The 21,532-nt window shown below is 73.1% G+C and carries 23 protein-coding genes and 1 pseudogene; 10 read left to right on the top strand and 14 right to left on the bottom strand.

The genetic code is table 11. The features are described 5' to 3' along the window. From E4P40_RS17575 to E4P40_RS17555, 5 genes and pseudogenes are all read right to left on the bottom strand, one after another. Positions 1-351 (bottom strand): GTP-binding protein (locus E4P40_RS17575; protein WP_135159792.1); only part of this gene is annotated, 351 nt, incomplete at its 3' end. A gap of 45 nt (positions 352-396) precedes the next feature. After that, positions 397-1,248 (bottom strand): pyridoxal kinase PdxY, encoded by an 852-nt coding sequence (pdxY, locus tag E4P40_RS17570; RefSeq protein ID WP_209305387.1) that lies wholly within the window; start codon positions 1,246-1,248, stop codon positions 397-399. Positions 1,249-1,284: 36 nt separating this feature from the next. After that, the gene (locus E4P40_RS17565; protein ID WP_135159788.1) at positions 1,285-1,701 is read right to left on the bottom strand and encodes an SRPBCC family protein; all 417 of its coding nucleotides are present in this window, start codon (positions 1,699-1,701) and stop codon (positions 1,285-1,287) included. Between the two features lie 44 nt (positions 1,702-1,745). Next, positions 1,746-1,988 (bottom strand): annotated as a pseudogene (locus tag E4P40_RS17560) (helix-turn-helix domain-containing protein); the annotation flags it as partial. 12 nt (positions 1,989-2,000) lie between these two features. Beyond that, the gene (locus E4P40_RS17555; RefSeq protein WP_135159786.1) at positions 2,001-2,573 is read right to left on the bottom strand and encodes a DUF6597 domain-containing transcriptional factor; all 573 of its coding nucleotides are present in this window, start codon (positions 2,571-2,573) and stop codon (positions 2,001-2,003) included. 139 nt (positions 2,574-2,712) lie between these two features. On the opposite strand from E4P40_RS17555, the gene E4P40_RS17550 reads away from it, so the two are divergent. The 3 genes from E4P40_RS17550 to E4P40_RS17540 all read left to right on the top strand — a co-directional run bounded on the left by E4P40_RS17550 (position 2,713) and on the right by E4P40_RS17540 (position 7,794). Beyond that, entirely contained in the window at positions 2,713-3,213 is a 501-nt protein-coding gene (locus E4P40_RS17550; RefSeq protein WP_135159785.1) for a DUF222 domain-containing protein, read from the top strand. 122 nt (positions 3,214-3,335) lie between these two features. Next, on the top strand, positions 3,336-5,339 hold the full coding sequence (locus E4P40_RS17545; protein WP_209305386.1) for a S41 family peptidase: 2,004 nt from the start codon (positions 3,336-3,338) through the stop codon (positions 5,337-5,339). Positions 5,340-5,358: 19 nt separating this feature from the next. Then, a complete protein-coding gene (locus E4P40_RS17540; RefSeq protein ID WP_135159784.1) occupies positions 5,359-7,794 on the top strand; it encodes an HAD-IC family P-type ATPase in 2,436 nt (811 codons plus the stop codon). On the opposite strand, the gene E4P40_RS17535 is transcribed toward E4P40_RS17540, so the two are convergent. Then, on the bottom strand, positions 7,739-8,179 hold the full coding sequence (locus tag E4P40_RS17535; RefSeq protein WP_245160409.1) for a VanZ family protein: 441 nt from the start codon (positions 8,177-8,179) through the stop codon (positions 7,739-7,741). The two genes, E4P40_RS17540 and E4P40_RS17535, sit on opposite strands and share 56 nt — an antisense overlap. Further along, the gene (locus tag E4P40_RS17530) at positions 8,152-8,622 is read right to left on the bottom strand and encodes a hypothetical protein (RefSeq protein ID WP_135159783.1); all 471 of its coding nucleotides are present in this window, start codon (positions 8,620-8,622) and stop codon (positions 8,152-8,154) included. The genes E4P40_RS17535 and E4P40_RS17530 overlap by 28 nt, the downstream gene beginning before the upstream one ends. Positions 8,623-8,700: 78 nt before the next feature. On the opposite strand from E4P40_RS17530, the gene E4P40_RS17525 reads away from it, so the two are divergent. Then, complete coding sequence (locus E4P40_RS17525; RefSeq protein WP_135159782.1) at positions 8,701-9,237, top strand: GNAT family N-acetyltransferase; 537 nt, start codon at positions 8,701-8,703, stop codon at positions 9,235-9,237. A 2-nt stretch (positions 9,238-9,239) separates the two neighbouring features. On the opposite strand, the gene E4P40_RS17520 is transcribed toward E4P40_RS17525, so the two are convergent. Together E4P40_RS17520 and E4P40_RS17515 are read right to left on the bottom strand one after the other, a co-directional pair. Then, positions 9,240-10,070: an IclR family transcriptional regulator C-terminal domain-containing protein gene (locus tag E4P40_RS17520; RefSeq protein WP_135159781.1), complete on the bottom strand. Its 831-nt coding sequence runs from the start codon at positions 10,068-10,070 to the stop codon at positions 9,240-9,242. A gap of 11 nt (positions 10,071-10,081) precedes the next feature. Continuing rightward, complete coding sequence (locus E4P40_RS17515) at positions 10,082-11,563, bottom strand: amidohydrolase family protein (protein WP_135159780.1); 1,482 nt, start codon at positions 11,561-11,563, stop codon at positions 10,082-10,084. 223 nt (positions 11,564-11,786) lie between these two features. Here E4P40_RS17515 and E4P40_RS17510 point away from each other — a divergent pair, with 223 nt between their 5' ends. The 5 genes from E4P40_RS17510 (at position 11,787) to E4P40_RS17490 (ending at position 16,018) form a co-directional block, all read left to right on the top strand. After that, positions 11,787-12,977, top strand: coding sequence for a CaiB/BaiF CoA-transferase family protein (locus E4P40_RS17510; protein ID WP_135159779.1), 1,191 nt, complete (start codon positions 11,787-11,789; stop codon positions 12,975-12,977). Continuing rightward, positions 12,974-13,774 carry a citryl-CoA lyase gene (locus E4P40_RS17505; RefSeq protein ID WP_135159778.1) on the top strand — a complete coding sequence of 267 codons (801 nt, stop codon included), beginning with the start codon at positions 12,974-12,976 and terminating at the stop codon, positions 13,772-13,774. Before E4P40_RS17510 ends, E4P40_RS17505 begins: the two co-directional genes overlap by 4 nt. 9 nt (positions 13,775-13,783) lie before the next feature. Further along, the gene (locus E4P40_RS17500; RefSeq protein WP_135159777.1) at positions 13,784-14,755 is read left to right on the top strand and encodes a zinc-binding dehydrogenase; all 972 of its coding nucleotides are present in this window, start codon (positions 13,784-13,786) and stop codon (positions 14,753-14,755) included. Between the two features lie 55 nt (positions 14,756-14,810). Then, positions 14,811-15,671, top strand: a complete 861-nt coding sequence (locus E4P40_RS17495) for a dioxygenase (RefSeq protein ID WP_135159776.1) — start codon at positions 14,811-14,813, stop codon at positions 15,669-15,671. Positions 15,672-15,733: 62 nt separating this feature from the next. Then, positions 15,734-16,018: a DUF1905 domain-containing protein gene (locus E4P40_RS17490; protein WP_135159775.1), complete on the top strand. Its 285-nt coding sequence runs from the start codon at positions 15,734-15,736 to the stop codon at positions 16,016-16,018. 9 nt (positions 16,019-16,027) lie between these two features. Here the strand turns inward: E4P40_RS17490 and E4P40_RS17485 are convergent, their stop codons facing one another. The 5 genes from E4P40_RS17485 to E4P40_RS17465 all read right to left on the bottom strand — a co-directional run bounded on the left by E4P40_RS17485 (position 16,028) and on the right by E4P40_RS17465 (position 20,731). Beyond that, positions 16,028-17,692 carry a Na+/H+ antiporter gene (locus E4P40_RS17485; RefSeq protein ID WP_135159774.1) on the bottom strand — a complete coding sequence of 555 codons (1,665 nt, stop codon included), beginning with the start codon at positions 17,690-17,692 and terminating at the stop codon, positions 16,028-16,030. Between the two features lie 45 nt (positions 17,693-17,737). Beyond that, positions 17,738-18,286: a Clp protease N-terminal domain-containing protein gene (locus E4P40_RS17480; protein ID WP_245160408.1), complete on the bottom strand. Its 549-nt coding sequence runs from the start codon at positions 18,284-18,286 to the stop codon at positions 17,738-17,740. Between the two features lie 146 nt (positions 18,287-18,432). Continuing rightward, the gene (locus tag E4P40_RS17475) at positions 18,433-18,630 is read right to left on the bottom strand and encodes a hypothetical protein (RefSeq protein ID WP_135159773.1); all 198 of its coding nucleotides are present in this window, start codon (positions 18,628-18,630) and stop codon (positions 18,433-18,435) included. Positions 18,631-18,697: 67 nt separating this feature from the next. After that, positions 18,698-20,383, bottom strand: coding sequence for a ribonuclease J (locus E4P40_RS17470; RefSeq protein ID WP_135159772.1), 1,686 nt, complete (start codon positions 20,381-20,383; stop codon positions 18,698-18,700). Positions 20,384-20,527: 144 nt separating this feature from the next. Beyond that, complete coding sequence (locus tag E4P40_RS17465) at positions 20,528-20,731, bottom strand: cold-shock protein (protein ID WP_029336827.1); 204 nt, start codon at positions 20,729-20,731, stop codon at positions 20,528-20,530. A gap of 303 nt (positions 20,732-21,034) precedes the next feature. On the opposite strand from E4P40_RS17465, the gene E4P40_RS17460 reads away from it, so the two are divergent. Continuing rightward, on the top strand, positions 21,035-21,532 hold a 498-nt coding region (locus E4P40_RS17460; RefSeq protein ID WP_135159771.1), incomplete at its 3' end, for a methyltransferase domain-containing protein.

The raw sequence follows: 21,532 nt of genomic DNA, 5'->3' as shown, positions 1-21,532 counted from the left end.
GTCGATCAGCATCACGGCGGCGTCGACCGCGGTGAGGACGCGGTAGGTGTCCTCCGAGAAGTCGGCGTGGCCCGGGGTGTCGAGCAGGTTGATGACCGCGTCCTGGTACTCGAACTGGAGCGCCGCCGAGGTGATGGAGATGCCGCGGTCGCGCTCCATGTCCATCCAGTCCGACACCGTCCCGCGGCGGCCGGCCTTGCCGTGCACCGCACCGGCCTGGCCGATCACCCGGGCGTGCAGCGCGAGCGCCTCGGTGAGCGTCGACTTGCCGGCGTCCGGGTGGCTGATGACGGCGAACGTCCGCCGCCGCGAGGCCTGCCGGAGGACGTCGGTGGTGGCGCTGCCGCCGATGGCCTGCTCGACGGGGGCTGCGCTCACCGGGTCCAGGGTACGGGCTCAGACCTCGGTGACCTCGAACGTGCGCGTGGGAGTGACGAACTCCTCCTGCGCGGCGACGAGCAGGATCTCCCGCGAGCCCGCGTCCTCCGTGCGCTGGAGCAGGCAGAACACCGACGCGGCGGCGCGGCCGAGGGCCTCCCCGGCCGACCGGGTGTCCAGCCAGTGCGCAAGGAACAGCGCGGCGATCGCGTCCCCGGCGCCGTTCACCGAGACGCCGAGGCGGGGCGTGCGGACCATGAAGTGTCGGCCGCCCTCCGACGCGAGCAGGTCGACCGCGTCGTCCGGGGTGTCGTCCGTGACCAGGGACGTCGTGAGCACGACGGACGGCCCGAGTGCCTGGACCGCGGCCACCGCGTCCTTCACCGCCGGCAACGACTCCGTCGTCCGTCCGGAGAGCAGGTCGAGCTCGAAGTGGTTGGGCGTCACGAGATCGGCGGCCGGGACGGCGACCTCGCGCATGAAGTCCTCGATCCCGGGACGGACGAAGATGCCGCGGCCGACGTCGCCGATCACCGGGTCGCAGCAGTAGACGGCGTCGCGGTTGGCGTCCCGCACCCGTCCGACCGTCTGGACGACGGCGTGCCCGATGTCGGCCGACCCGAGGTAGCCCGAGAGCACCGCGTCGCAGCGATCGAGGACGCCGCGGTCCGCGATGCCCTGCACAACCTCCTCGACGGCCTGGCCGTCGAAGACGCGTCCGGTCCACTCGCCGTAGCCGGTGTGGTTGGAGAACTGCACGGTGTGCACCGGCCACACCTCGATCCCGAGGCGCTGGAGCGGGAAGACCGCGGAGGAGTTGCCGACGTGCCCGTACGCGACGTGCGACTGGATCGAGAGGACGTTCACCACGGGGCAAGACCGTAGACAGCCCCGCGACCGGTGCGGTCAGCGGGCGGTCAGCTCCCGGTCGAGCGCGTCGAGCTGGCCGGAGTCGGTCCCCCGGATGGCCGTCCGGATCATCGGTGCGGCCAGCGACCACGCGCCCCGCGTGCGGACGTCGGCGGTGAGGCCGACGCGGCTGCCGTTCCCAGCCGGTTCGACGGTGTAGCGGTAGTCGGCCGTGACGCCGCCCTGCCGGGAGCGCAGCGTGATCGACCGGCCCGGGGAGAGCTCGGCGATCTCGCTGGTCCGCTCCTTGCCCCGGGTGACGAAGCGCAGCGTCGTCCCCACCTGGGTGGGCCCGTCGGCCCGGATGCTGTCCACGCCCAGCCAGCCGGCCGCCCGGTTCCAGTCGGTCAGCTGCCGCCAGACCTCCTCGACGGGCCGATCGACGGAACGGGTCACGGAGAACGCACGGCTCATGGGCCCACCGTGGTCGTCCCGCCCGGCGAGGTCTTGGACGGACTTCACACGCCGGGCACGAAGCCCGGGGTGAGGTCGTCGGGCGCGAGGAACCGCCGCTGCGCCGCGACGTACGCCGAAGGGGGGACGCCGGTGTGCCGGGTGACGTCCCGGATGAGGTGCGCCTGGTCGTACCAGCCGAGGTCGGCGGCCAGCCGGGTCCAGGCCACCCGGTCGGAGACGTCGATCTGCTCCAGCAGCCGGCGCACGCGCAGCACCCGGGCGAGCGTGCGCGGGCTGAGGCCGACGACCCGGGTGAACTAGCGGTCGAGGTGCCCGTGCGAGACGCCGAGCTCGGCGGCCACGTCGCCGATCGGCCGGGCGGGGGAGTCCTCCAGCATCGCCACGGCGGCGGCGCAGCGGTCCACGCCGTGGTCGGACTCGTCGAGCCCCGCTGACAGCGTCTCCGCGGTGGCCGCCAGCATGCGTGCCGGCCCGTCGGTCCCGAGCAGGTCCTGCCGCAGCGCCGCCGCGCCCGGCCAGGCGGCCGGCAGGTCCACCACCCGCCCGCGCAGCCCGGCGGGATCGACGCCGAACACCGCCCGGCAGCCGATCGGCGTGGTGACGATGCCCACGCAGTGGGTCTCCGCCGTCGGCTCGTTCACGATCGGGCGGTCGTGCGGGCCGATCAGGAAGCCGGTCACCGCAAGGAACGGGGCACCGCCGTCCGGGATCTGCCGGATCGGGGCACCCAGCACGATCCCGGCCACGGTGGACCCGGTGGGAGCGATCCGCTCGCGCGCGTACGGGATCTGCCCGCGGGCGTGCCAGATCGACTCGACGTACCGGGCGAGAGGCCCCTGCGGCGTGCGCTGGGTGAACGCGAAGGCCACCGGGGAAGGTTAGTGCCGTGGACCCCACGTCTGTAGGCGTCATGGGCGAGCTGCAGTCGGCTCTCGACGCGTTCGCCGCCGACTGCGTTCAGGCCTCCGAGCACACCACGACTCGCAAGCCCGCCGCGGGCCCCTGGGGATGGCCATACCCGCCCAGCAGCTGGGCGACGCGTTCGTGCAGCTGGCCGACACCGCGCTGGCCACCGGCGGACTGCCGGTGCTGCGCACCGTCAGCCTGCACGTCGTCGTCCGCATCGACCGCGACGACCTGGCCGACCCCGCCACCGGCCCGGCCACCGCCACCACCGGCTTCGGCGCGCTGCTCTCCGCCGCCCGCGCCCGGATGCTCGCCCGCGACGGCAGCATCAGCCGGATCGCCCTCGGCCCCGACAGCATCCCGCTCGACCTGGGCCGCACCCACCGCGCCGTCCCACCGCACCTGCGCCGGGCCGTCGAAGCCCGGGACCGCACCTGCGTGGTCACCGGCTGCGGAGCCCGAGCCAACTCCGCGCTGCTCTGCGAACGACACCACACCAAGGTCCACCACGGCTTCCGGGTCGAACGACCACCCGACGGCCGAGGGCGCACCTACCGCCCCGACGGCACCGAGATCATCGTCGGGCCGCCGATAGGGACCTGAGTCCGGACCAGCGGTTGCCGTGTGACGCTCCGGTGACGCCGGCGTCGGTAGACCTCGCGGCAGAGACCGACCGGTCTCGGGGGAACGCTGCGCGCAGCAGCCGCACGGACGAGGCGAACGCGATGACGCTGGCCACCTATGTCGAGATGCCCGCCCCTCGGCGGGCGATGGAGTCCCGGAGCGAGGACCTGCTCCCCGCCGATCTCACGGTGCAGTTCGGCGCCGGCGACGAGGCGGTGGCGGGCTCGGTCCCGCTGCACGAGTTCATCAAGAACGCCGGAACCCTGACCCACGCCGAACGGCTGGTCATCGTCGGGCAGGCGCTGCTCATGCTCGAGGGCAACTACGTGCACCTGCCGCTGAAGTCGGCGATGCACGCCGTGAACCCGGTCCAGCGCCTGCGGCTGCTGCGCGCGCGGCTGCAGCGGCAGACCGACGCCACGATGGACCCGGAGCGCATCTTCCACATGGAGATGTCGGCGATCTTCCACTCGGTGCGCGACCTGCACACCAACTACCTGCTGCCCGCCCCGTTCGCCGGTCAGATCGCCTACCTGCCGTTCCAGGTGGAGAAGTGCGCGGACGGCGGCCGCACGACGTACATCGTCAGCCGCATCGCCGACGGCCTGTCCGCGCCCGGCTTCCAGGTGGGCGTGGAGATCACGCACTGGAACGGCATGCCGATCGAGCGGGCGGTGGCGGTGGCTGCAGACCGCTTCGCCGGCAGCAACATGCCCGCGCGCCTGGCCCGCGGCGTCGACTCCCTGACCATCCGCTCCCTGCGGCTGCACCTCCCGCCGGACGAGGAGTGGGTGACGGTCAGCTACCTCGACGCCGGCGGCGTGCGGCGCGAGCTGCGCGAGCCGTGGCTGGTCGCCCCCAACGCCCCGGCCATGGCCGCCGACGACGCGGAGGTGACGACCGCCGCCGCCTCCATGGGGCTGGACCTGCACGCCGACGAGACCGGGCGGGCGCGCGCGCTGCTCTATGCCCCGCGCGCTGTCGAGCAGTCCCTCGGCAACATCGCCATCGAGCTGTCCACCGAGCCGGCCGCCGCCGGGGCCGACGTGCCGTCGACGATGCCGCTGGTGTTCCGTGCGCGCAGCGTGCAGACGGCGGCGGGCACCTTCGGCCACCTGCGCATCTTCACGTTCAACGTCCCCGATCCGGCCGCGTTCGTGGCCGAGTTCGTCCGGCTGGTGGAGCTGCTGCCCCAGGACGGGCTGATCCTCGACGTCCGCGGCAACGGCGGCGGCCACATCTTCGCCAGCGAGTTCACGCTGCAGACGCTGACGCCGCGGCGGATCACGCCGGAGCCGGTGCAGTTCATCTGCACCCCGCTGAACCTGGAGATCTGCCGGCGGCACGCCAAGAACCCGACGAACCAGATCGACCTCGGACCGTGGTTCCCCTCCATGGAGCAGTCCGTGGAGACCGGCTCCATCTACTCGTCGGCCTTCCCGATCACGCCCGAGGACGGCGCCAACGCGATCGGTCAGCGCTACTTCGGGCCGGTCGTCCTGATCACCGATGCGCGGTGCTACTCGGCGACCGACATCTTCTCCGCGGGCTTCCAGGACCACGAGATCGGCCCGGTGCTCGGCGTCGACGACAACACCGGTGCCGGTGGCGCGAACGTCTGGACCCACGGCCTGCTGAAGGCGCTGCGCGACGTCCCGCCGGACGCCGCCACTCCGTACGTGCCCCTGCCCAAGCAGGCCGACATGCGGGTGTCGATCCGGCGCACACTGCGCGTGGGCGCGCTCGCCGGGACGCCCGTCGAGGACCTCGGGGTGCGCCCCGACGTCCGGCACGAGATGACCCGCCGCGACGTGCTGGAGGGCAACGTCGACCTGATGGAGAAGGCGGGCACGCTGCTCGCCGGCCGGCCGAGGCGGCGACTGGACCTGACCACGGCGAGCCGCGCCAACCACCTGATCCTGAAGCTGACGCTCGCCGGCCTCGACCGGATCGACGTCTACCTCGACGGCCGGCCGCGCGGGAGCAGCGACGTCACCGACGGCGCCAAGGAACTGAGCTTCGACGACTGCGGAGGGGCGCGCGTGGTGCAGGTGCAGGGCTTCAGCGAGGGGGAACTCGTCGCGGCGCGCACGGTGCAGAACTGACGACGCCGGAGGCGCGGCGGTGTCCGGCCCGACCATCCGGGAGGTCGCGAGACCGGCGGAGACGCCGCCCTCGGGGCTGACCGCTGCCCAGGTCGCCGAGCGGGTGGCCGACGGCCGCACCAACGCGACGACGGTGCGGACCAGCCGGACGGTCGGCCACATCGTGCGGTCGAACGTCTTCACCGTGTTCAACGGCCTGCTCACCGCCCTGTTCGTAGTGGTGATCCTCACCGGCCGCTGGCAGAACGCCCTGTTCGGCGGCGTGGTCGTCGCCAACGCCGTCATCGGGATCGTCCAGGAGCTGCGGGCCAAGCGGACCCTGGACCGCCTCGCCGTCCTCAACGCTCCGCGCGCCCGGGCGGTCCGCGACGGGGCCGAGCGGGAGCTGCCGGTCGCCGACGTCGTGCTCGACGACCTCCTGGAGCTGCAGGCGGGGGACCAGGTGCCCGCCGACGGCGTCGTCCGGTCGTCGGCCGGGTTGACGGTCGACGAGTCGCTGCTGACCGGCGAGTCCGAGCCGGTCCCGAAGGCCCCCGGTGACGCGGTGATGTCGGGCTCGATCGTCGTCGCCGGCAGCGGTCGCGCCCAGACCACCGCCGTCGGCGACGACTCCTACGCCGCCCGCCTGGCCACCGAGGCGCGGCGGTTCACCACCACGTACTCCGAGCTGGTCGCCGGCACCAACCGCCTGCTGCGCGGCATCGCCCTCATGCTCGTCCTGGTCGGCCCGGCCGTGCTGTGGAGCCAGTTCCAGACGGACGAGAACGAGGATTGGCGGGACGCCGTCACCGGTACCGTCGCTGCGCTGGTCGGGATGGTCCCCGAGGGGCTGGTGCTCCTGACCACGCTGGCGTTCCTCGTCGCGACGGTGGGTCTGGCCCGCCGGTCGACGCTGGTCCAGGAGCTGCCCGCGGTCGAGGGCCTGGCGCGCGTGGACGTCGTCTGCCTCGACAAGACCGGGACCCTCACCCACGGCGACGTCCGGTTCGACCGGCTGGTCGGGCTCGACGGCGCGACGTCCGACGGCGAGGTGCCACGCGTCCTCGGCATGCTGGCCGCGGCGGACGGCGCGAACGCCACGGCCGCCGCGCTCGCCCACGCCTTCCCGGCCGACGGGCGCCCGCTCGCCTCCGTCCCGTTCTCCTCCGCGCGCAAGTGGTCGGCGGTCCGGACCGGCGACGGCGTCACGTGGGTGCTCGGCGCGCCCGAGATGGTGCTCCCCGCTCCTGCCGGCAGGGAGGAGGCCGCGGCCCGCGCACGGGCCGACGCCCTGGCGGCGGAGGGTCGTCGCGTGCTGCTGCTCGCGCGCAGCAGGCACGAGCCGGTCCTCGTGGACGGCGACGCCGGGCTGCCCGACGGCCTCGTCCCGGTGACCCTCGTGCTGCTCGCCGAGCGGATCCGGGACGACGCCGCGGAGGTGCTGCGGTACTTCACCGACCAGGGTGTCGCGCTCAAGGTGATCTCCGGCGACAACCCGCGCACCGTCGGAGTGGTGGCGGCGACCGTCGGCGTCCCCGGGGTCCGCGGTGCCGGCGACGCCGTCGACGCGAGGACCCTCCCGGAGGACGACGGAGGGCTCGCCGACGCGATGGAGGCGCACAGCGCCTTCGGCCGGGTCACCCCGCACCAGAAGCGCGCGATGGTGCGGGCGCTGCAGTCCCGGGGACACGTCGTCGCGATGACGGGGGACGGCGTCAACGACGCGCTCGCGCTCAAGGACGCCGACATCGGGGTCGCGATGGGCAACGGATCGCCGGCCACGCGTGCGGTGGCGCAGCTGGTGCTCCTCGACGGCCGCTTCGCCCACCTCCCGGACGCGGTCGCCGAGGGGCGCCGCGTGATCGCGAACATCGAGCGGGCCGCGAACCTCTTCCTCGTCAAGAACATCTACGCGCTGGTGATGGCGCTGATCACGGTCGCCACCCTGAGCGCCTATCCGCTGGCGCCGATCCAGCTCACGCTGATCTCCACGGTCACGATCGGCGTCCCGGGGTTCTTCCTCGCGCTCGGGCCCAACCGCCGCCGCTACGTGCCCGGCTTCCTGCACCGCGTGCTGCGGTTCTCGGTCCCGGTCGGCCTCATCACCGGCGCTGCCGCCTACGGCGGGTACGCGATGGCGCGGTGGCTCGAGCCGGAGTCCGGGATCGAGGGCGCGCGCACCGTGGCCACCGTCGTCGTCCTGGTCGTCGCGCTCTGGACGCTGGTGATCCTCGCCCGGCCGCTCACGGCCTGGAAGGCAGCGCTGATCGGTGCCATGGCCGCGATCGCCGTCGGAGTCGTCGCGATACCGTCGATCGGCGAGGACGTCGTGCTGCTGGTGGTCACCCCCGACGCGCTCCTCCTCGCTGGGGCGCTGGGTGCGACGGGTGCGCTGCTCGTCGAACTCGCGACGCGGATGTTCAGCGCTTCACCGTCGTCAGCGGATACCGCAGCTGCTGCACCACCAGGCCGGTGACCAGCGCGCCGGTCGCGTTGAGCAGGGCGTCCAGCGGCGAGACCACCCGGCCCAGCGGCAGCAGCCACTGGAGCAGCTCGATCTGGGCGCCGGCGCCCAGTGCGGCCGCCGCGAGCCGGTAGGGCGAGGCGAGCGCCGGCCACCGGAACACGGCCAGGGCGGCCAGCGGTGCGAGCAGGACCAGGTTGCCGGTGAGCTGCAGCATCGCGGTCGGCGAGTCCCAGCCGGAGACGTACCAGCGGATCTCGCTGAGCGGTGCGCCCCAGGCCCAGCCGCGCCCGGCGGGGAGCAGGGTGAGGAGTGCGACGGCGGCGGCGGCGACGACGAGCCCGGTGTCGAGGGTGCGGCGCGAGGGCGTCACGACGTCGTCCCGGGGACGGTCCACGACGCCTCGTCCGCGTAGGCGCTGATCGCCGCGGCCCCCAGCTCGTCGATCTCGACGGCCAGCCGGGCGAGCGGCAACGGATCGGCCGACCTCAGCAGCGCGGCCAGGCGGCCGGTCACCTGCGCCACCCGCTCGGTGCCGGCGAGCGCCTGCTCGGGGATCGGTACAGCCGGGCGCCAGGGTCGGCCCAGCTCGTCCCCGAACGCCGGCAGCCGGCGGAGGAGGTCGGCGCAGGCCGCAGCGAGGCGCCACCAGCGTCCCGACTCGAGGCCGTGGACCCCGCCGGTGCTCGCCGTCGCCCAGCGGAGGAGCCCGACCACCTCCTGCCACACGACGTCGGAGACCACGCACGTGACCGCCGTCGCCCGGGCCGGCCGGTGGGCCAGCACCAGGCGGTGCGCGGTCGGCGGATCGAACAACCAGTCGCGGAAGTCGTCGTCCATGCCTCCGCACCGTGCCCGCGCCGGCCGGGACCGGGCTGGACGCGAGCTGTGGACTGCCTGGCAGGCAGGATGCGGCACATGACCGACCGGGACGGGACGACGGTGCGGGATGCGGGGCCGGCCGACGCCGCGCGGTGCGCGGCGATCTACGAGCCCTACGTGCGCCACACCGCGATCTCCTTCGAGACCGAGCCGCCCACGGCGGAGGAGATGGCCGGCCGGATCGCCGAGGCCCAGCGCCGGCACGCCTGGCTGGTCCTCGACGACGACGGCACGGTCACCGGGTATGCCTACGGCGGCCCCTTCATGGCCCGCGCCGCCTACTCGTGGTCGGCGTCGGTCAGCGTCTACCTGGAGCCGGGCCGCCGGCGGACGGGAGCCGGCCGCACGCTGTACGCCGCACTGTTCGACCGTCTCGCCGCCCGCGGGATCCGCACCGTGCTGGCCGGGATCGCGCTGCCCAACGACGCGAGCACCGGCCTGCACCGGGCGCTGGGCTTCGACGAGGTCGGCACCTACCGGCGGGTGGGTTGGAAGCACGGCCGCTGGCACGATGTCGTGTGGTACCAGCGAGATCTGCGCCGGGACGCGGGACCGCCGGAGCAGTTCCCGTGACCTCAGGCAGAGGCTGTGCCGTCCGCCGCCCGCCGGGCGGCCTCCACGTGCGGGCGGGACTGCCAGAGCGCCCATTCGGCGCTGATGTCGCCGGCCGTGCGCAGCAACCGCGGCAGGTGCTCGCCGAGCAGCCGGTCGGTGGAGGTCTCGGCCGCGTGCACGGTCACGTTCGCCGCCGCCCGGACGGCGCCGGTGCCGTCCCGGACGGGGACGGCGACCGAGCGCACGCCGGGCGCGAGCTCCTCGTCGGCCAGCGCCCAGCCCCGGGCGCGCACCTCGGTCAGCTCGCGCTCCAGCTGCCCGTCGGTCCGTCCGATGCAGGGCGGCAGCCCCGAGCGGCTCGGCACGGCGAGGGTGGCCGGGAGCTCGTCGGGCGACAGCGCGGCGAGCAGAACCTTGCCCTGCGAGGTCTGGACGGCGGGGAACCGGGTGCCGATCTCCACCCGCAGCGTGATGATCCTGGGCACCGCGACGCGGGCGACGTAGACGATGTCCGAGCCGTCGAGCTGCGACATGGACGACGACTCGCCCGTGGCGGCGACGAGCTGCTCGAGGTGCGGACGGGCGATGTCCCACAGTCCGAGCGAGCCGACGTAGGCCATGCCCAGGGCGAGCACCCTCGGGGTGAGGGCGAAGGCACCGCCCGCGGAACGCACGTAGCCCAGCTCCTCCAGCGTCAGCAGCAGCCGCCGGGCGGTCGGGCGCGCCAGGCCCGCGGCGGTCGCGACCTCGGCGAGGGACATCGAGCGGCGGTCGGCGTCGAAGCAGGTGAGGACGTCGAGCCCGCGCGCCAGCGCCTCGACGAAGTCCGGCCCCGTCCCGCGTCCCGCCATGTGCACCTCCTTCAGCGGCCGAGGACGCGCTCCTCGCCGCCGGCGCGCTTTCCCTCGTCCACGTAGTCGGTGTACTGGTACGGATTGTCGAGGATCGCCGCCTCGGCGTCCGGCATCTCGGGGAACATGCCCTGCTGCCAGGTCTCCTCCCCGCACGCGCCCTTCAGGTACTCGATCGTCGACTCGATCTCCCGCCGCACCGGTGCCAGGTCGATGCCGACCAGTTCGTGCGCGAACTTCACGGCCCGGCCGTCCACCAGCACCGTGTGCACGTCGCCGCGCTGCGCCTGGAAGGCCACGTGGCCGAACGGGTTGAGCAGCGGGAAGGACACCGGGGAGCTGTCGTTCTTGATCAGGACGACGTCGGCCTTCTTGCCCTTCTCGAGGCTGCCGAGGTCGTCGCGGCCGAGGGCGTGCGCCCCGCCACGGGTCGTCCACTCGACCACCTGCTGCGCGCGCAACCGCAGGTGCGTGATCGTGTCGCCCTTGAGGTGGGCGTCCATGTGCTGGGCCATCCGGTCGGCGTTGAGCGTCGCCCGCATGGCGGAGAACATGTCCCCGCTCCACCAGACGCTCGTGTCCATCGACAGCGACACCGGGATCCCGTACTGCAGGACCTGCTCGGTGGGCGCATGGCCCTGCCCGGCGCTGCACTCGGACTCGGTCGCCACGGAGATGGAGCCGCCGGTCGCGGCGATCCGCTGGTAGCTGTCGCGGGTGAGGGTCGACGCGTGCACGTAGATGGTCTCCGGCGTCATGAACCCGTTCTCGTGCATGAGCCGGATGCCGTCGTCGTTGGTGGCGCCCCACACGCCGGCGTGCGTCGTCACGGGGATGCCGAGCTCGCGCGCGACCTCGAACGCCGCCTTCTCCGGGAACGCGGGGTCACCCGTGACGTCGAAGGCTATCTGCACGCCCATCCGGTCGTCGGCATCGTCGCGCAGCCGCTCCAGCAGTGCGCGGACGGCGGGGTCGGCCGTCCACTCCCAGGGGCCGGCCTGGATGTTGCCGTAGGCCAGGAAGAAGCGGCCGGGCACCGAGCGGAGTGCGTCGAGAGCGGCCTCGCCGTGGTCGATGGTGTGCAGGTTGTGCGACCAGTCGACCGTCGTGGTCACACCGGCGTCCAGGGACTCGATGGCGGCCAGCCGGTTGCCGGCGGCGATGTCCTCCGGGCGGAACTTCTTCCCGTGCTCGAGGTAGTACCAGACGAAGTACTGGGTCAGCGTCCAGTCGGCGCCGTAGCCGCGCATGGCGGTCTGCCACATGTGCCGGTGGGTGTCGATCATGCCGGGCATCACGATGCCGCCGCGGGCGTCGATCTCCTGGGTGCCCTCGGGCACCTCGAGCCGCGGACCCACCTCCGCGATGCGGTCACCGACCACGAGCACGTCGGCGTCGGTCAGTACGGTCGACGATGCGTCCATCGTCAGCACGGTGCCGCCGCGGAAGACGATCGGGCGGTCGGGGGAGGGAGCGGGCTCGGCCTGCGTCATCGTCTCTCCTGGACATCGTCGTCTCGGATCGGACGAGTGTCCGCACACCGGTCACCCGTGCCGTGCGGGACACACTCGACCCTCCGCCGGAGGCCTGTCAAGAGCCCCCAGCGGCACGCTTGCTCCCTGTTGACACGGCTCGGAAGGGATCGCGAGACTGCCTCCACGCCGCGGCCGGACGGATGTCCGCGGACCCACCGCCTGGGAGGGGGCCGGAGCGCCGATGACCTCAGGAGCGCCGCCGGAGACCGCCCGCGGTGGACCGCTGGCGGGCCTGCTCGTCGCCGACTTCTCCCGCATCCTGGCCGGCCCGTACAGCACCATGCTGCTGGCCGACCTCGGGGCAGAGGTGGTCAAGGTCGAGGGGCCCGGCGGCGACGACACCCGGACCTGGCAGCCGCCCGTGCGGGACGGGGTGGCGACCTACTACCTCGGCGTGAACCGGAACAAGCGGTCGGTCGCCCTCGACCTGAAGGACGCCGGCGATCGGGAGCTCGCCCGGGAGCTGGCCCGCCGGGCCGACGTCCTCGTCGAGAACTTCAAGCCCGGGGGCCTGGGCCGGTTCGGCCTGGACTACGAGAGCGTGGCCGCGGTCAACCCGGGCGTCGTCTACGCCTCGATCAGCGGGTTCGGCAGCGGGCCCGGCGGCGCGTCGCTGCCCGGGTACGACCTGATCGTCCAGGCGATCTCGGGCTTCATGAGCCTCACCGGCGAGACCGAGGGCGAGCCCTACCGGGCGGGGGTGGCCCTCTTCGACGTCATGGCCGGCCTGCACGCCACCATCGGCGTCCTCGCGGCGCTCGACCACCGGCACCGGACGGGCCGCGGGCAGCACGTCGAGGTGAACCTGCTGTCCTCGGCGCTGTCGGGCCTGGTGAACCAGACCAGCGCGTTCGTCGCCGGGGGAGTGGTGCCCTTCCGGATGGGCAACAGCCACCCCAGCCTCTTCCCGTACGAGCCGCTGCCCTGTGCCGACGGGGAACTGATCATCACCGCCGGCAACGACGGGCAGTTCCGGCGGCTGTGCGAGGTGCTCGGTCTGCCGGAGCTGGTCGAGGACCCTCGCTTCTCCCGCAACGAGGACCGCACGGCCAACCGCGACGAGCTCCGGCCCCTGCTGGTCGAGCGGCTGCGGACCCGCTCGAAGATGGACTGGTTCCGCGAGATCATCGGGGCCGGGGTGCCGTGCGGGCCGATCAACACGATCGACCAGGGCGTGGCGTTCGCCGAGGAGATCGGCCTCGACCCAGTGGTGACGGTGGGCGACGGGCCCGCCGCCGTCCCGTCGGTGCGCAACCCGATCACCTTCTCGGCGACGGAGGCGACCTACCGCCTCCCCCCACCCACGCTCGACCAGCACGGCGACGAGATCCGGAGCTGGCTGGCCGCCGGGCGGGAGGAGGACTCCGCATGAGCACCGACGGCACGCCCCTGTCGTTCCCGACCTCGCTCGGGACGTCGACGGCCGACGAGATCCGCCTGCTCGGGCAGGACCTCACCGCCGACCTCATGGGCACGGTCGGGTTCGGCGAACTGGCCTTCTGGCTGGTCAGCATGCGCCGTCCGACGCCGTCGGAGACCCGGGTCTTCGAAGCGGTGCTGGTCGCACTCGCCGACCACGGGTTCACGCCGACCGCGATCGCGGCGCGGCTCACCTACCTGTCGGCGCCGGATTCCCTGCAGGGGGCGCTGGCTGCCGGCCTGCTGGGTGGCGGCTCGCGGTTCCTCGGCGTGACGGAGGACTGCGGGGCCTACCTGCACGCCGTCCTCGACGACGTCGACGTCCACCCGGAGGACGACGCGGGGTGGGACGCCCTCGCGCTCACGGCCGTGCAGGCGACCCGGGCCGCCGGCCGCTTCGTGCCCGGGCTCGGCCACCCCGTGCACAAGGCCGGCGATCCGCGCACCCCCGTGCTCATCGCCATCGCGGAGGAGGAAGGGCTGCGCGGGCCGCACCTGCGGCTGTTCGAGGCGATCGGGCGGGTGCACGAGCAGGTGCTGGGACGCCGGCTGCCGCTCAACGGCGCCGGGGTCTGCGGTGCCGCGCTGGCCGACCTCGGACTCCCGGTGGAGATGCTGCGCGGCTTCGCGCTGCTGGCCCGGGCCGCGGGCCTGCTCGGGCAGCTCGCCGAGGAGCGCCGCCGTCCGATCGGGATGGCCGCCTACCTCGCCGTCGACCGCAACGCCGTCTACGTCGACCCCGCGGACTGAGGGGAACCGATGCGCGCCGCCGTCCTCACCCAGCCCGGCCAGGCACCTGCATGGGCGGAGCACCCGGACCCCTCGCCGGTCGCCGGGCACACCCTGGTCGCCGTGACGGCGGCGCCGATCGTGCCCCTCGACCAGCTGTGCGCCTCCGGGACGTCGTACTTCGGCCGGCCGGCGACGCCGTACGTCCCGGGCGTCCAGGGGGTCGGCGTCGTCGAGCGGTCGGACTCACTCCCACTGGGAGCGCGGGTCTTCTTCTCGACGAACGCCGGCATGGTGCCGGGGGACGGCAGCCTCGCCGAGCGGTGTCTCGTCCGTGACGACGACGTCATGGTCATCGAGCTCGACGTCGCCGACGCCCCGCTGGCGGCGGTCGGGATGTCCGGTGTTGCCGCGTGGATGTGCCTCACCGCGCGTGCGCAGCTGCTGCCGGGTGAGCGGGTCCTGGTGCTCGGCGGCGGAGGAGCGGTCGGCCAGGCGGCCATCGGTGCGGCCAGGGTGCTGGGTGCCGGCCGGGTCGTCGCCGTCGCCCGGTCGAAGGAGGCCCAGGAGCGGGCCCGCCTCGCCGGAGCCGACGAGGTCGTCCCGCTGACCGGCGACGTCGACGACCTCACGGCCCGCTTCCAGGACGCCGTGGGCGGGAGCGTGGACGTCGTCATCGACCCGGTCTTCGGCATCGCGGCGACCGCCGCGTCCCGGGTGCTCGCCCCGCGGGGCCGGCTGGTCAACCTCGGCGGCTCGTCGGGGGACGTCGCCGAGTTCTCCTCGGCCGTCCTGCGCAGCCGGACCGCCGACGTCCTCGGTTACACGAACGCCGCCCTCACGCCGGCCGATCGGCGGGCGGCTCTGGCCGCGGTGGTGGAGCATGCGGCGGCGGGCCGCCTGGCGGTGGCGCACGAGGTGCTGCCGCTGTCCGACGTCGAGGGCGCCTGGCGGCGTCAGGCAGAAGGAAGTGCGGGCGTGCGCCTGGTGCTCACGCCCTGAACCGTGATCTCCCACGGCCGGCGCCCGCCGGCCGGGCCGACCTCAGGAGGATCCCGTGCAGCTGGTCACCGAGGACAACATCACCGACCTCGCCGTCGAGCGCTGGGCGACCGCGGAGGACCCGCGCCTGGCCGAGCTGATGACCGCGCTGGTCCGGCACGTGCACGACTTCGCGCGCGAGGTCCGGCTGACCGAGGCCGAGTGGATGGCCGCGATGCGGTGGCTGACCACGGCGGGGCAGATCAGCAACGAGAAGCGCGAGGAGTTCATCCTCGCCTCGGACGTGCTCGGGCTGTCGATGCTCGTCGTGCAGATGAACCACCGGTTCGACCCGGCCGCGACGCCGGCCACGGTCCTGGGCCCGTTCCACATCGAGGGTTCCCCGCAGCTCGGCTACGGCGAGGACATGTCGGAGGGGCTCACCGGCACCCCGCTCTACCTGCACGGCACGGTGCGGGACCTGGCCGGGCAGCCCGTCCCCGGCGGGGTGCTGGACGTGTGGCAGGCCGACGCCGAGGGGCTGTACGAGTCGCAGCACTCCGACATCGACGAGGCACGGCTGCGCGCGAAGTACACGACGCGGGAGGACGGCGGCTACTGCGTCCGCACGATCGCCCCGTTCGGCTACACGATCCCGATGGACGGCCCGGTCGGCGACCTCATCGGGCGCACCGCGATCAGCCACTTCCGGCCGGCGCACATCCACTTCCTGATCAACGTGCCCGGCTACGAGCCACTGATCACGCACCTGTTCCAGGAGGGCGCCGAGTACCTCGACAGCGACGTCGTCTTCGGCACCAAGCAGGAGCTCGTGGTGCGGTTCGACGAGCGGGAGCCGGGTCCGACGCCGGACGGCGGCACCGCCGACGTCCCGTGGCTGGAGGCCCGCTACGACTTCGTCCTCCAGCCGCGATGAGTTCTGCCGGGGACGGCGGTCTTCCCCGGCAGGATGCACCGACGGGACAGGGAGGCCGGGTCATGGCGTCGAAGGCAGGTCCGCTGGACACCGAGTTCACCGCGGCGCTCGTGCAGAGCCCCGCGAAGGGCGGCTGGACCTACGTCCAGATGCCCGGGTCGGCCGAGTACTTCGGTACCCGCGGCCTCGTGAAGGTGCGAGGGAGCGTGGACGGGCACCCGTTCGAGAGCTCGTTCATGGCGCTGGGCGACGGCACGCACAAGCTGCCGGTGAAGGCCGACGTCCAACAGGCCATCGGCAAGAAACCCGGCGACAGCGTCACCGTCCATCTCGACGAACGGCTCTGACCCAGCGGCTCAGGACGGGCTGCGGGCGGGCAGCAGTCCCTCCTCGTGGTCGAGCTCGCGCTCGAGGATGCGCAGGCTCTCGTCGGGGAGCCGGCCGAGGTCCCGCCAGCGCAGCAGCTCGTCGCGCTGGGCGCCGATGACCGCCCGCCGCAGGCGGAGATTCGCCTCGTACTGCGGCGACATGGGGATCTCCCCGGCCTCGGCGTTCTCCAGCAGCTCCAGCCGGGCGCGGTAGCGGGCGAGCCGGGCGTTCATCTGCGCCCGGAGCGCGATGATCGCCTGGTCCTCGACGTCGTCGTGCTTCTCGTGTGCTGCCTCGTCGAGCAGTTCCAGTGCGGACTCGACGGCGGCCATCCGCGCCTGGTTGCGCAGGCGCGCCTCGTCGGCCTGGTCGGCACGCAGGCCCAGGGCGCGCACCAGCGGCGCGAACGTGAGCCCCTGGCCCACGAGGGTGACCAGGACGGCGAGGAACGCGCAGACGAGCAGGAGCTCCCGGTCGGGGAACGGCGCCCCGGTGTCGGTGGTGAGCGGCAGGGCGAAGATCGCCGCGAGGCTGATCACGCCGCGGGTCCCGGCCCAGCTCAGGACGACGATCTCGCGGCCCGACAGCCTCCCGGGCTGGCGACGTGCGGCGTCGGGCTCGCCGTCCCCGTCGAGGTCCTGGTCCGTGAGGCGCATGTGCAGCGACTGGGGCAGGTGCTCGGTCAGCCACAGCCACAGCGGCCGGAGCAGCAGGACGACGCCGACGGTGATCCCGGCCGCCGTCACGATGGTGGAGGTCGCGTACCGGCCCAGCCCGTCGATGACGGCGGGCAGCTGCTGGCCGATGAGCAGGAAGACGAAGCCCTCGAGCAGGAAGTCGACGAGCCGCCAGACGGCATTGGTCTGCAGCCGGCTGGCCCCGGACGCCCAGCTCGGGTTGTGGTGCCCGATGACGAGGCCGGCGACCACGACGGCCAGCACCCCGGAGACGTGCACCGCCTCGCCCAGCAGGTAGGCGACGAACGGCGTGGCGAGGGAGATCGCGTTCGACGAGAGCGGGTCGCTGCGCAGCCGCCGGAGCGGGCGGACCGCCACGGCGACGACCATCCCCGCCGCGATCCCGCCGGCCGCGGCCAGGACGAACTCGCCGAGGGCCCCGGGGGCGGAGAAGTCCCCGCCGGTGGCCGCCGTGATCGCGACCCCCAGGATCGTGAGCGCGGTGGCGTCGTTGAGCAGCCCCTCGCCCTGGATGAGGGTGACCAGCCGGGGCGGCAGGCCCGCCTTCCGGCCGACGGCCAGCGCGGCGACCGGGTCCGGAGGAGCGACGGCCGCGCCGAGCGCGATGCCGGCGGCCAGGGTCGCGCCGGCGACGAACAGGGCGAAGCCGAGGCCGATGAGCAGGGCGGTGGCCAGGACCAGCAGCACCGAGAGGCTCACCACCGTGCGCAGGTTGCGACGGATGGCCCCCAGTGACGCGTCCAGGGCGGCGCTGTACAGCAGCGGTGGCAGGACGAGGGTGAGGACCAGGTCGGGGCTGAGCGTGATGTTGGGGCCCGGCAGGACCGCGTAGAGGATCCCGATGAGGGTCAGCAGGGCGGCGGCCGGCAGCCCCGTCCGGTCGGCGACCCAGCGCACCGCGACGATGACCGCCACCGCACCCAGGACGAGCAGCAGCACCGTCTCGACATGCACCGGCGCATCCTCCCCGACGCGCGGTCCGCGCCCGGGCAGGCGCGGTCAGCCGGCCCGGTGGGCGGCCGCCAGCGCCGCGACGGCGGCGGTGACGTCGGCCTCGGCCCGGTCGCGGTCGACGCCCAGGCCGGCCAGCACGCCGGTGCCATCCTCGGCGTCCAGCAGGGCCAGCAGGATGTGCTCCGTGCCGATGTAGTCGTGGCCCAGCCGGAGAGCGACGCGGAACGTGAGCTCGAGCGCCTTCTGCGCCTGCGCGTCGAACGGGATGAGCTCGGGGATCTCGCCGACGGCGGCCGGCAACGTCGCGACGGCGGTGCTCCGCACCCGCTCGGGGTCGACGCCCTGGCCGGTCACCGCCTTCGCACCGAGGCCCTCGGGCTCGCTGAGCAGGCCCAGCACCAGGTGCGCGGGGGTGATGGTGACGTTGCCCGCGGCGCGCGCCTCGTCCTGGCCGGTCATCACGACGTTGCGCGCCCGCGCCGTGAAGCGGCTGAAGCCCTCGGCGGGGTCGAGGCGGGGCGCCTCGCCCTTCGCGACGAACCGCTTTGCGCCGCCTGCTTGCTGACGCCCATGCTCCGGCCGATCTCCGACCACGACGCGCCGGACCGCCGCGCGCGGTCGACGAAGTGGCCGATCAGGTGGTCGGCGACCTCGCCGAGGTGGTCGGCGGCGAGGACGGCGTCCGTCAGCTGGTCGAGGGCGTCGGAGTGCACCCTCGTGACGACGTGCGACGCGCGTCGCTAGCGCTGCTGACGGCGCGCGATGAGGACCAGGACGCCGATGACGATGACCAGCGGTGCCCAGGACGGCACGCCGAACGGCCCCAGGAGGAGCCCGGCGACGAATACCAGGAGCTGGAACGCGACGAGGAGAGCGACCAGCGTGACGACCCAGAACAGGACGGGCCGTTCCAGCTGCATGCGGCGCAGGTAGTCCATCGCCCCTCCTCGATCTCCTCGTGTACCCACTGTCCCCCGCGGGAACGTCGTCCGGACGGCCGGCGGGTCAGGCGTCGATGACGATCGGGATGATCATCGGGCTGCGCCGTCCGGACCGGTGGGCCCACTGACCGACGGCACGGGAGATCAGCTGCTCGAGCTGCGTCGCGCCACCGACTCCCTCCTCGGCTGCCTTCGCCAGCGCCTTCTCGATCAGCGGGACGACGGCCTCGAAGGTCTTCTCGTCATGGGCGAAGCCGCGGGCGAGGAAGTCCGGCGGCTCGGCCAGCATGCCGGTGTCGGCGTCCACGATGGCGACGACGGTGATGACGCCCTCCTCGGCGAGGTTCCGCCGGTCCTTGAGGTGCGCCTCGGTCGCCCCGCCGACCGTCTCGCCGTCCACGTAGACGTTGCCGGCCGGGACCTTGCCCGCGATCCGGACCCGTCCGGCGACGAGGTCGACGGCGAAGCCGTCCTCGGCGATGACGACGCCCTTCGGGTGGACACCCGTGCGGATCGCCAGGTCACCGTTCGCGCGCAGGTGCCGCCACTCGCCGTGCACCGGCATGACGTTGCGGGGCTTGACGATGTTGTAGCAGTAGACGAGCTCGCCGGCGCTGGCGTGACCGGAGACGTGCACCTTGGCGTTGCCCTTGTGGACGACGGTCGCGCCCCAGCGGGTGAGCTCGTTGATGACCCGGTAGATCGCGTTCTCGTTGCCCGGGATGAGCGAGCTGGCCAGCAGCACGGTGTCGCCCTCGGTGATGCGGATGACGTGGTCGCGGTTGGCCATCCGGGAGAGCGCCGCCATGGGTTCGCCCTGCGACCCGGTGCAGACGAGGCAGACCTGGTCGGCCGGCAGCTTCTCCAGCACCTTCATGTCCACCACCAGACCGTCGGGCACGTCGAGGTAGCCGAGGTCGCGGGCGATGCCCATGTTGCGGACCATCGACCGGCCGACGAAGGCGACTTTCCGGCCGTGCGCGTGCGCCTGGTCGAGCACCTGCTGGATGCGGTGCACGTGGCTGGCGAAGCTGGAGACGATGACCCGTCGGGGGGCGGTCCGGAAGACCTTCTCGATCGCGGGGACCAGTTCGCCCTCCGACATCGTGAAGCCGGGGACCTCGGCGTTCGTCGAGTCGGTCAGGAAGAGGTCCACGCCCTCCTCGCCGAGCCGGGCGAAGCCGCGCAGGTCGGTGATCCGCCGGTCCAGGGGGAACTGGTCCATCTTGAAGTCGCCGGTGTGCAGCACCAGGCCCGCGGCGGTGCGGATCGCCACGGCGAGGGCGTCCGGGATGGAGTGGTTGACGGCGAGGAACTCCAGGTCGAACGGCCCGAACTCGACGAGGTCGCCCTCGGCCACCTCGACCTTCACGGGGGTGATCCGGTGCTCCTTGAGCTTGGCCTCGATGAAGGCCAGCGTGAGCCGCGAGCCGACCAGCGGGATGTCGGCGCGCTCCCGCAGCAGGTAGGGCACCCCGCCGATGTGGTCCTCGTGGCCGTGGGTCAGCACGATGGCGACGACGTCGTCCAGCCGGTCCCGGATCGAGGTGAAGTCCGGGAGGATGACGTCGATCCCGGGCTGGTGCTCCTCGGGGAACAGCACGCCGATGTCGACGATCAGCAGCTTGCCGGCGTGCTCGAAGACGGTCATGTTGCGACCGATCTCGCCGAGACCCCCCAGGGCGATCACGCGCAGGCCGCCGTCGGGCAGGGCCGGCGGGGTGCGGAGTTCGGGGTGCGTGCGGCTCATGCCCTGAACGTTACGGCGCCCCCATGGCGCCGCCGCCGACCGATGTCCCCTGGTGCCGAAATGGCGGTTTCGGCACCGGGGTGACATGCAGAACGGGGGCCACGGCGCTCGGCGCCGTGACCCCCGTCCGGGAGTGCGGGTGGATCAGATAGCGCGGACGTTCTCCGCCTGGGGGCCCTTCTGGCCCTGCGTGACGTCGAACTCGACCTGCTGGCCCTCGTCCAGGGACTTGTAGCCCTCGGAGACGATGGCGGAGTAGTGGCAGAAGACGTCGGCGCCGCCGCCGTCCTGGGCGATGAACCCGAAGCCCTTCTCCGCGTTGAACCACTTCACAGTGCCCTGAGCCATGCTGTTTCTCATTCCGTGCAGATGGTGTCCGGATCCGCCGATGCGGATCTTCGGGCCGCCGCACCGACCGGCAGGACCGAGAGGAACGTCAGGCAGAGACGACTGCGGACGTCCAAGAACGAGGCAGAGGCACAACAGCGACCAGGGAGGACCCTACGCTGCCGGGAGGCGCTGTGGGGTGATCACCCCTGATCTCCGGCCCGCCGTCTCCCTCGTCGGGGTCGCACGTGACTGCCCCGTCGTGCGATCGTGCACGCCGGGGGCCGGGTACGGGACCCGCTCCGACGGTCCCGGAAGGCGTGCATGAACCAGCAACTGGCAGATCGGCTCCGATTCCTCCGCGCATTCGCGGCGAACCCCCGGCAGGTGGGGGCGATCCTGCCCACCTCGCGGCTGGCCGTACGGGACATGCTCGACATGGGCGACGTGCCGGGCGCCCGCCTGGTGGTGGAGCTGGGTGCGGGCACCGGGTCGCAGACCGGCGAGATCCTGGCGCGGATGGGGCCGGACGCCCGGCTGCTCGCGCTGGAGATCGACCCCCGGCTCGCCCGCCTGCTCGAGGAGCGCTTCGACGACCCGCGGCTGCAGGTGGTGGCCGACTCCGCGGAGAACCTGCACGACCACCTGGACGGCGAGAAGGCCGACGTCCTCGTGTGCGCCCTGCCCTTCACCTCGCTGGAGCCCGGGCTGCGCCGCCGGATCCTGGACTCGCTGCCCGGCGTCCTCGCCGCCTCCGGCGTGGCGCTCGTCATCCAGTACTCCCCGCTGATCCAGAACGAGCTGCGCCGGCTGTTCCCGTCG

The organism is Blastococcus sp. CT_GayMR20 (genome assembly GCF_004570345.1).
Note: the sequence above shows the minus strand (reverse complement) of the source record. Positions and strands in the feature narration are given on the sequence as shown.

Coding starts and splice junctions, on each gene's coding strand:
- E4P40_RS17525 (WP_135159782.1), top strand. CDS start 8,701: ATGACCGACCGGGACGGGACGACGGTGCGGGATGCGGGGCCGGCCGAC.
- E4P40_RS17515 (WP_135159780.1), bottom strand. CDS start 11,563: ATGACGCAGGCCGAGCCCGCTCCCTCCCCCGACCGCCCGATCGTCTTC.
- E4P40_RS17530 (WP_135159783.1), bottom strand. CDS start 8,622: ATGGACGACGACTTCCGCGACTGGTTGTTCGATCCGCCGACCGCGCAC.
- E4P40_RS17510 (WP_135159779.1), top strand. CDS start 11,787: ATGACCTCAGGAGCGCCGCCGGAGACCGCCCGCGGTGGACCGCTGGCG.
- E4P40_RS17470 (WP_135159772.1), bottom strand. CDS start 20,383: ATGAGCCGCACGCACCCCGAACTCCGCACCCCGCCGGCCCTGCCCGAC.
- E4P40_RS17545 (WP_209305386.1), top strand. CDS start 3,336: ATGACGCTGGCCACCTATGTCGAGATGCCCGCCCCTCGGCGGGCGATG.
- E4P40_RS17565 (WP_135159788.1), bottom strand. CDS start 1,701: ATGAGCCGTGCGTTCTCCGTGACCCGTTCCGTCGATCGGCCCGTCGAG.
- E4P40_RS17500 (WP_135159777.1), top strand. CDS start 13,784: ATGCGCGCCGCCGTCCTCACCCAGCCCGGCCAGGCACCTGCATGGGCG.
- E4P40_RS17465 (WP_029336827.1), bottom strand. CDS start 20,731: ATGGCTCAGGGCACTGTGAAGTGGTTCAACGCGGAGAAGGGCTTCGGG.
- E4P40_RS17550 (WP_135159785.1), top strand. CDS start 2,713: ATGGCCATACCCGCCCAGCAGCTGGGCGACGCGTTCGTGCAGCTGGCC.
- E4P40_RS17475 (WP_135159773.1), bottom strand. CDS start 18,630: ATGGACTACCTGCGCCGCATGCAGCTGGAACGGCCCGTCCTGTTCTGG.
- E4P40_RS17490 (WP_135159775.1), top strand. CDS start 15,734: ATGGCGTCGAAGGCAGGTCCGCTGGACACCGAGTTCACCGCGGCGCTC.
- E4P40_RS17520 (WP_135159781.1), bottom strand. CDS start 10,070: ATGGCGGGACGCGGGACGGGGCCGGACTTCGTCGAGGCGCTGGCGCGC.
- E4P40_RS17505 (WP_135159778.1), top strand. CDS start 12,974: ATGAGCACCGACGGCACGCCCCTGTCGTTCCCGACCTCGCTCGGGACG.